The sequence below is a fragment of the Streptomyces lucensis JCM 4490 genome (genome assembly GCF_014650035.1).
GTDB lineage: Bacteria > Actinomycetota > Actinomycetes > Streptomycetales > Streptomycetaceae > Streptomyces > Streptomyces lucensis.
Genome location: NZ_BMUE01000001.1, coordinates 917,433 through 924,741 on the forward strand (window position 1 = coordinate 917,433; position 7,309 = coordinate 924,741).

Annotated in this window: 5 protein-coding genes; 1 reads left to right on the plus strand and 4 read right to left on the minus strand. The window is 73.9% G+C overall.

Translation table 11 applies throughout. From position 1 onward, the window contains the following. The first annotated feature begins 102 nt into the window (after positions 1-102). Positions 103-2,334, plus strand: a complete 2,232-nt coding sequence (locus IE177_RS04170; protein WP_190013370.1) for a HelD family protein — start codon at positions 103-105, stop codon at positions 2,332-2,334. Here the strand turns inward: IE177_RS04170 and IE177_RS04175 are convergent. The 4 genes from IE177_RS04175 to IE177_RS04190 all read right to left on the minus strand — a co-directional run. After that, positions 2,321-3,136, minus strand: a complete 816-nt coding sequence (locus IE177_RS04175; RefSeq protein WP_190013310.1) for a hypothetical protein — start codon at positions 3,134-3,136, stop codon at positions 2,321-2,323. The genes IE177_RS04170 and IE177_RS04175 overlap by 14 nt on opposite strands. Positions 3,137-3,228: 92 nt before the next feature. Further along, complete coding sequence (glgB, locus tag IE177_RS04180) at positions 3,229-5,595, minus strand: 1,4-alpha-glucan branching enzyme (RefSeq protein ID WP_190013311.1); 2,367 nt, start codon at positions 5,593-5,595, stop codon at positions 3,229-3,231. Positions 5,596-5,616: 21 nt separating this feature from the next. After that, the gene (locus tag IE177_RS04185) at positions 5,617-7,020 is read right to left on the minus strand and encodes a maltokinase N-terminal cap-like domain-containing protein (protein WP_190013312.1); all 1,404 of its coding nucleotides are present in this window, start codon (positions 7,018-7,020) and stop codon (positions 5,617-5,619) included. 89 nt (positions 7,021-7,109) lie between these two features. After that, positions 7,110-7,309 (minus strand): alpha-glucosidase C-terminal domain-containing protein (locus IE177_RS04190; protein WP_190013313.1); only part of this gene is annotated, 200 nt, incomplete at its 5' end.

Genomic DNA, 7,309 nt, shown 5'->3' on the forward strand with positions numbered 1-7,309 from the left:
GTGGTTCGCGACTTCCATTAGAGAAGCCGCGGAGAAGTTCAGTGAGCACAGTGTATCCGGGCGGGAGCGGAATTGTCAAACACCGAATTTCCGGACGATGAATTGCGGCACGAGCAGGAATTCATCGACGGACTGTACGCGCGCGTGGACGTGCTGCGCGGCGAGGCCGAGACCTCGGTCTCGGACGCGCTCGCGCAGGGCGACAAGCCCATGCAGGCCCGGCTGGAGCGGGACATCCTGGTCGCCGAGCGCTCCGGGCTGCTCGCCGCGCTGAACGCCGTGGACGGCTCGCTCTGCTTCGGCCGGATCGACCTCGCCGACGGGACCAAGCACCACATCGGCCGGATCGGGCTGCGCGAGGACGACACCGAGCGGACCCCGGTCCTCATCGACTGGCGGGCCGACGTCGCCCGCCCCTTCTACCTGGCCACCGGCCACACCCCCATGGGCCTGCGCCGCCGCCGGCACATCGCCACCGAGGGCCGGACCGTGGCCTCCCTGCACGACGAGATCCTCGACCTCGGCGACGCCACCCGCACCGGCCACGAGGACCCGGGCGGCGACGACGTCCTGCTGGCCGCGCTGAACTCGGCGCGCACCGGCCGGATGAGCGACATCGTGCAGACCATCCAGGCCGAACAGGACGAGATCATCCGGGCGCCGCACCGCGGGGTGCTGGTGGTGGAGGGCGGCCCCGGCACCGGCAAGACCGCGGTCGCCCTGCACCGGGCGGCCTACCTGCTGTACGAGCACCGGGAACTGCTGGCCCGCCGCGCCGTGCTCATCGTCGGCCCCAACCCCGCCTTCCTCGGCTACATCGGCGAGGTGCTGCCCTCACTCGGCGAGACCGGCGTCCTGCTGGCCACGGTCGGCGAACTGTTCCCCGGCGTGCGGGCCACCGCCGCCGACACCCCCGAGGCGGCGGCCGTGAAGGGCCGCGCCGGCATGGCCGACGTGCTGGCCGCCGTCGTGCGCGACCGGCAGGCCCTGCCCGACCCGGTCATCGCCATCGAGCACGACCGCGAGGTGCTGATGCTCGACGACGGCCTGGTGGGCGTCGCCCGGGACCGCACCCGCGCGGCCGGGCTGCCGCACAACGCGGCCCGCGAGCACTTCGAGGGCCACATCCTCAACACCCTCACCGAGCTGTACGCGGAGCGCGTGGGCACCGACCCGTACGACGGCAGCAGCCTGCTCGACGCCTCCGACATCACCCAGATCCGCGACGAGATCGCCGAGAACCCCGAGGTCTGGTCCGCCATCGACCGGTTGTGGCCCCGGATCAGCCCGCGGCGGCTGCTCGCCGACTTCCTCGCCGAACCGGACGGCTACCTGTCCGAGGCGGACGCCGACGCGATCCGCCGCCCGGTGACCCGCGCCTGGACCGTCGCCGACGTGCCCCTCCTCGACGAGGCGGCCGAACTGCTCGGCGAGGACGGCCGGCTCGCCCGGGCCCGCGCCGAACGCGAGCGGGAGACCCAGGTCGCCTACGCGCAGGGCGTGCTGGACGTCTCCTACGCCTCCCGCACCTACGAGTTCGAGGGCCTGGAGGACGAGGACTCCGAGGTCCTGTCGGCCCACGACATCATCGACGCCGAGCGGTTCGCCGAGCGGCACGAGGAGGCCGACCACCGCAGCGCCGCCGAGCGGGCCGCCGCCGACCGCACCTGGGCGTTCGGGCACATCATCGTGGACGAGGCGCAGGAACTGTCCCCGATGGCCTGGCGGCTGCTCATGCGCCGCAGCCCCACCCGCTCGATGACCCTGGTCGGCGACCCGGCGCAGACCGCGGAGGCGGCCGGTACCGGCTCCTGGGCCGACATCCTCGCCCCCTACGTCGAGGACCGCTGGGAGCACACCCGGCTCGGCGTCAACTACCGCACCCCGGCCGAGATCATGGAACTCGCGGCGGCCGTGGTCCGGGCCGTCGACCCCGGCTTCGAACCGCCCAGCTCCGTCCGCTCCACCGGCGTGCGGCCCTGGGTGCGGCGGGCCGACGGCGGTCTGCCGGAGGCCGTGGCCAAGGCGGTCGCCGAACTCACCCCGGCCGAGGGCCGGCTGGCGGTCGTCGCCCCGCGCGAGCTGCACCGGTCCCTGGCCGCCCGGCTCGACGGGGTCACGGCCGGCGCCGAGCCCGACCTGACCCGGACCGTCGTCCTCCTCGACCCGCGGCAGGCGAAGGGCCTGGAGTTCGACTCGGTCCTGGTGGTCGAGCCGTCCCGGTACGGCACCAGCGACCTGTACGTCGCCCTGACCCGCGCCACCCAGCGGCTCGGGGTGCTCTACACGGAGCGGCTGCCCGAGGGGCTGGCCGAGGGCGTCACCAGGCCGTAGCGGAAGGCGAGGCGGCCGGCGGGTGGCTCGGGTGCGGTGCGGAGGGCAGCGGGGCCAGCGACGCGCACAGCGCGGCCGGGAAGTCCGGTTCCCTGCGCCGGACCTCCCGGCAGCCGCCGGCCGCGCTGTGCAGGAACGGCTGCCAGCCGGAGCGTCCGGCCCGGAAGAAGACGCGGTCGCCCAGCCGGGACGAGCAGGCCGAGGACTCGCTGTCGTCACCGCACGCCGGTCCCGTGCGCCAGGAGAGGTCCAGCACCAGCCACTTGCCGTCGCAGTGCTCGGCGCTCCGGTAACTGTGCAGGGGCACGTCGGCGTCCATCTGCGCCTGCTCGTAGGAGGCGGTGGTGCAGCCGGTGGCCGGCGGGTGACAGCCGAGCCGCCCGCACAGCCGCAGTGCGGGCGGCTTCGCGCCGTCGGCGGTGAAGACCGTGCTGTTGTCGACGATCAGAGTCCGCCCGCCCAGCGGGTGCGGCAGCCGTACCCGCGCCGTGGCCGGCTTCTCCCCGGTGCACCCCGAACGCCGGTCCCCGGACGGCGACTCGAAGGTGATCTGCACCCACACGTGCTCGGGCACGGTGTCCGTCACCGCCGCCTTCAGCCCCCGCACACACGGGCGCGGGCCGCTCGGCACCCGGGTGGCCAGACTCAGCGTGCGGTGGTCGCCGGCGAGCCGGGCGCCGGTGACCTGGGAGGGCTGCCCGACGGTCCACGGGAGCGGGGTGGCGGACGCCCCCCGCCCGGCCTTCTGCGTGCCGCAGCCGCCCAGCAGCAGGGCGGCGACGGCACACAGCACAGCGGTCACTGATCTCCAGGTGCGCACGTGCCTCGTTCCCCCGTGATGCGTCGATGCGGGCCTGGGGGCACTATAAGGCGCTCACCCGTCCGCCCTCGGGGTCAGGCCGGTCGCAGCCAGACCGTGGCCAGCGGTGGCAGGGTCAGCCGGATGCTCGCCGGACGGCCGTGCCACGGCTGGGGCTCGGGCTTGACGACGTCCGGGTTGGTGACGTCGCCGCCGCCGTAGCCGCCGGCGTCGGTGTTGAGCACCTCCAGCCAGGCCGGCACGTCCTCCGGCACCCCGAGCCGGTAGTCGTGCCGGACCACCGGGGCCAGGTGGCAGACGGCGAGCAGCGGGCTGCCCTCCGCGTCGAGGCGCAGGAACGCGAGGACGTTGTCGTCCGCCGCGTCCCCGCTGATCCACTGGAACCCCGCCGGGTCGGTGTCCCGCTGCCACAGCGCCGGAGTCGACCGGTACCGCGCGTTCAGGTCCCGCACCAGGTCCCGTACGCCCCGGTGGTCCGCCTCGGCGCCGTAGGACGGGTCGAGCAGCCACCAGTCCGGGCCGTGCGCCTCGGACCACTCGGCGCCCTGGGCGAACTCCTGGCCCATGAAGAGCAGTTGCTTGCCGGGATGGGCCCACATGAAGCCGAGGTAGGCGCGCAGGTTCGCGCGCTGCTGCCACCAGTCGCCCGGCATCTTGGAGACCAGGGACCGCTTGCCGTGGACCACCTCGTCGTGGGAGATCGGCAGGACGTAGTTCTCGCTGTACGCGTACACCATCGAGAACGTCATCTCGCCGTGGTGGTAGGCGCGGTGCACGGGGTCGTGGCTCATGTACTGCAGGGAGTCGTGCATCCAGCCCATGTTCCACTTCAGGCCGAACCCGAGGCCCCCGAACCCGCTCGGGCCCTTGTGGTGGGTGGGCCGGGTCACCCCGTCCCAGGCCGTCGACTCCTCGGCGACGGTCACCACGCCGGGGCAGCGCCGGTAGACGGTGGCGTTCATCTCCTGCAGGAAGGCCACCGCGTCCAGGTTCTCCCGGCCGCCGTGCTCGTTCGGCGTCCACTGGCCCGGCTCGCGCGAGTAGTCCAGGTAGAGCATCGAGGCGACGGCGTCCACCCGCAGGCCGTCGATGTGGAACTCCTCGCACCAGTACACCGCGTTCGCCACCAGGAAGTTGCGCACCTCGCGGCGGCCGAAGTCGAACTCCAGCGTGCCCCAGTCGGGATGGGCGGCCCGCAGCGGGTCGTGGTGCTCGTAGAGCGGACGCCCGTCGAACTCCGCGAGCGCCCACTCGTCGCGCGGGAAGTGAGCCGGCACCCAGTCCATGATCACGCCGATCCCCGCCTGGTGCAGCCTGTCCACCAGGTACTTGAAGTCGTCGGGCGTGCCGAGGCGTGCCGTCGGGGCGTAGAAGCCGGTGACCTGGTAGCCCCAGGAACCGCCGAAGGGGTGCTCGGCGACCGGCATCAGCTCCACGTGGGTGAAGCCCATCTCCCTGACGTACGCCGGGAGCTGTTCGGCCAGCCGGCGGTAGGTGAGGCCCGGCCGCCAGGACGGCAGGTGCACCTCGTAGACCGAGAAGGGGGCCTCGTGCACGGGGGTGTCCCCGCGACGGGCCATCCACTCCTCGTCGCCCCACTCGTGGTGCGAGGCGTGCACGACCGAGGAGGTGGCCGGCGGGGTCTCGGTGCGGCGGGCCAGCGGGTCGGCGCGCAGGGTGCGCGAGCCGTCCGGACGGGTGATCTCGAACTTGTACAGCTCGCCCTCGCCGACGCCCGGCACGAACAGCTCCCAGATGCCGGTGGAGCCCAGGGAGCGCATCGGCAGGGCGGTGCCGTCCCAGAAGCTGAAGCTGCCCGTGACCCGCACGCCCCGCGCGTTCGGCGCCCACACGGCGAAGCGCGTCCCGGTGACGCCCTGGTGCGTCGTGACGTGCGCGCCGAGCGCCTGCCACAACTGCTCGTGCCGGCCCTCACCGATCAGGTGCAGGTCCAGCTCGCCGAGCGTGGGCAGGAAACGGTAGGCGTCCTCGGTCTCGTGCACCGCGCCGTCGTACGTCACGAGCAGCCGGTACGCCGGGACCCCGGCCAGCGGCAGGAGCCCGGAGAAGAAGCCGTCGCCGTCGTCGTGCAGATCCGCGCGCAGGTCACCGGTGAGCACGGTGACCGCCCGCGCGTACGGGCGGAAGGCCCGGAACGCCACCCCGCCCGGCACCGGATGGGCGCCGAGCACGGCGTGCGGGTCGTGGTGGGTGCCGTGCAGCAGCCGTTCGCGGTCGCCGGCGTCGACGGCGGGGGAGACGGCGGCCTCCGGGACGGCCTTCTGGACGGCCTCCAGGACGGGCGGCGCCGGCTGCCCCGGCACCTGCGCGGCCGGCGCCCGGCCGGTCGTCCGCTTCTCCTCGGGCTTCCCCTTCCCGGCCTTCTCGGCCTTGGTCTTGCCGGACTTGTTCTTCGAGGGGGCTGACTTCTTGGACGTCACGAGCGGGTCTCCCGGCGAGGATCAGATCGGTTCGGACGCGGCGAGGCGGCGGATCGCCGACAGCGGTACGGGGAGCCAGTCGGGGCGGTGGCGGGCCTCGTAGACGACCTCGTACACCGCCTTGTCGGTCTCGTGGGCCCGCAGCAGCACCGGATCGGTGCGCGGGTCGCGCCCGGCCACCTCCGCGTACCCCGAGCAGTAGGCGGCCCGGCAGGAGCGCGCCCAGTCCGCGGCGGGCGCCGCCGCCGAGTGGGCCGCGTAGTCGAAGGAGCGGAGCATCCCCGCGATGTCGCGCACCGGCGGCTGCGCCATGCGCCGCTCGGCCAGCGGCCGGGCCGGCTCGCCCTCGAAGTCGATCAGTGACCACTGCCCGGACGGCGAGCGCAGGCACTGCCCGAGGTGCAGGTCGCCGTGGATGCGCTGGGCGGTCCAGGTCCGGCCCTCGGCGGCGAGCGTGGCCAGCGCCTCGTACGCGGACCGCAGCCCGCGCTCGTACGGCAGCAGCGCCGGCACCGCCCGCACGGCCGCCGCCAGCCGCTCCGTCATGCCGTCGACCAGCAGCCGCAGCTGGGTGTGGCCGAGGGTGACCGTCGGCAGGGCGCGGGCGAGCGCGGTGTGCACCTCGGCCGTGGCCCGGCCCAGCGCCCGCGCCTCGGCGGTGAAGTCCTCCCCCTTGGCCAGCTCGCGCAGCGCCAGCTCCCAGCCGTCGGCCGCGCCGCTGACGTAGGGCTGGAGGACGGCCAGGACGTACGCCCCGTCCGGTTCGCCGGCCTGCTCGGCGTGGAGCCACGCCGTCGGCGCCGGCACCCGGGGGCAGCCCTCGCGGGCCAGGGCGAGGGGGATCTCCAGATCGGGGTTGACGCCGGGGACGACCCGGCGCAGCAGCTTGAGAATAAACGTATCGCCATAGACGACGGACGAGTTGGACTGCTCGGCGGTCATCAGCCGGGGCACGAGCCCCTCGCGGATCTCGTGGTGCGGGTCCCGCTCGAAACGCAGCCCGCCGACGCGGGCCCGGGCGCGCAGGGCCTCCAGCAGCACCTCGGCGGGCCGGGTGTCGTGCAGGGCCTCGTACACCGTGCGTCCGGCCAGCGGTCCGTCGGCGACGTGTCCGATCAGCGCGGGCGCCAGCCGGGGCGGCAGTGCCTCGCGCACGCCTATGAGGAGCTGGTAGCAGTCGCCCGGGTGCGCCGGCGCGCCCAGTGCGGGCGGCTGGTGGACGCGGACCAGCAGGTGGTAGAGGCCCAGCCGACCGTCGGGCGGCAGCAGTTCGGTGACGGCCACCGGGGTGAACCCGGTGACCGGGCGTCCCTTGCCCGCGAACCAGCGCTGCCGGGGCAGCCATTCGCGCAGCAGGGGGTCGAGCGAGGCCAGGAGGTGCGCATGGGTACTGGTGGTGCCGAAGGGGGTGACCGTTTCCGCCATGGGCGTCGCGTCCTTTCCCCGGATCGTCGGGGGTGTCACTGTTGCGTGCCCCCGGTGGGACGGAGGAAACCGCCCCACCGGGGCGTGGCCTACGCGGCGTCCCGCCGCAACCGGAACCAGTAGAAGCCGTGCCCCTGGAGGGTGAGCAGGTAGGGCAGTTCACCGATCGCGGGGAACCGCACCCCGCCGAACAGCTCGACCGGATGCCGCTTGCGGAACCGCCGCAGGTCCAGCTCGGTGGGCTGGGCGAAGCGGGAGAAGTTGTGGACGCACAGCACCAGGTCGTCCT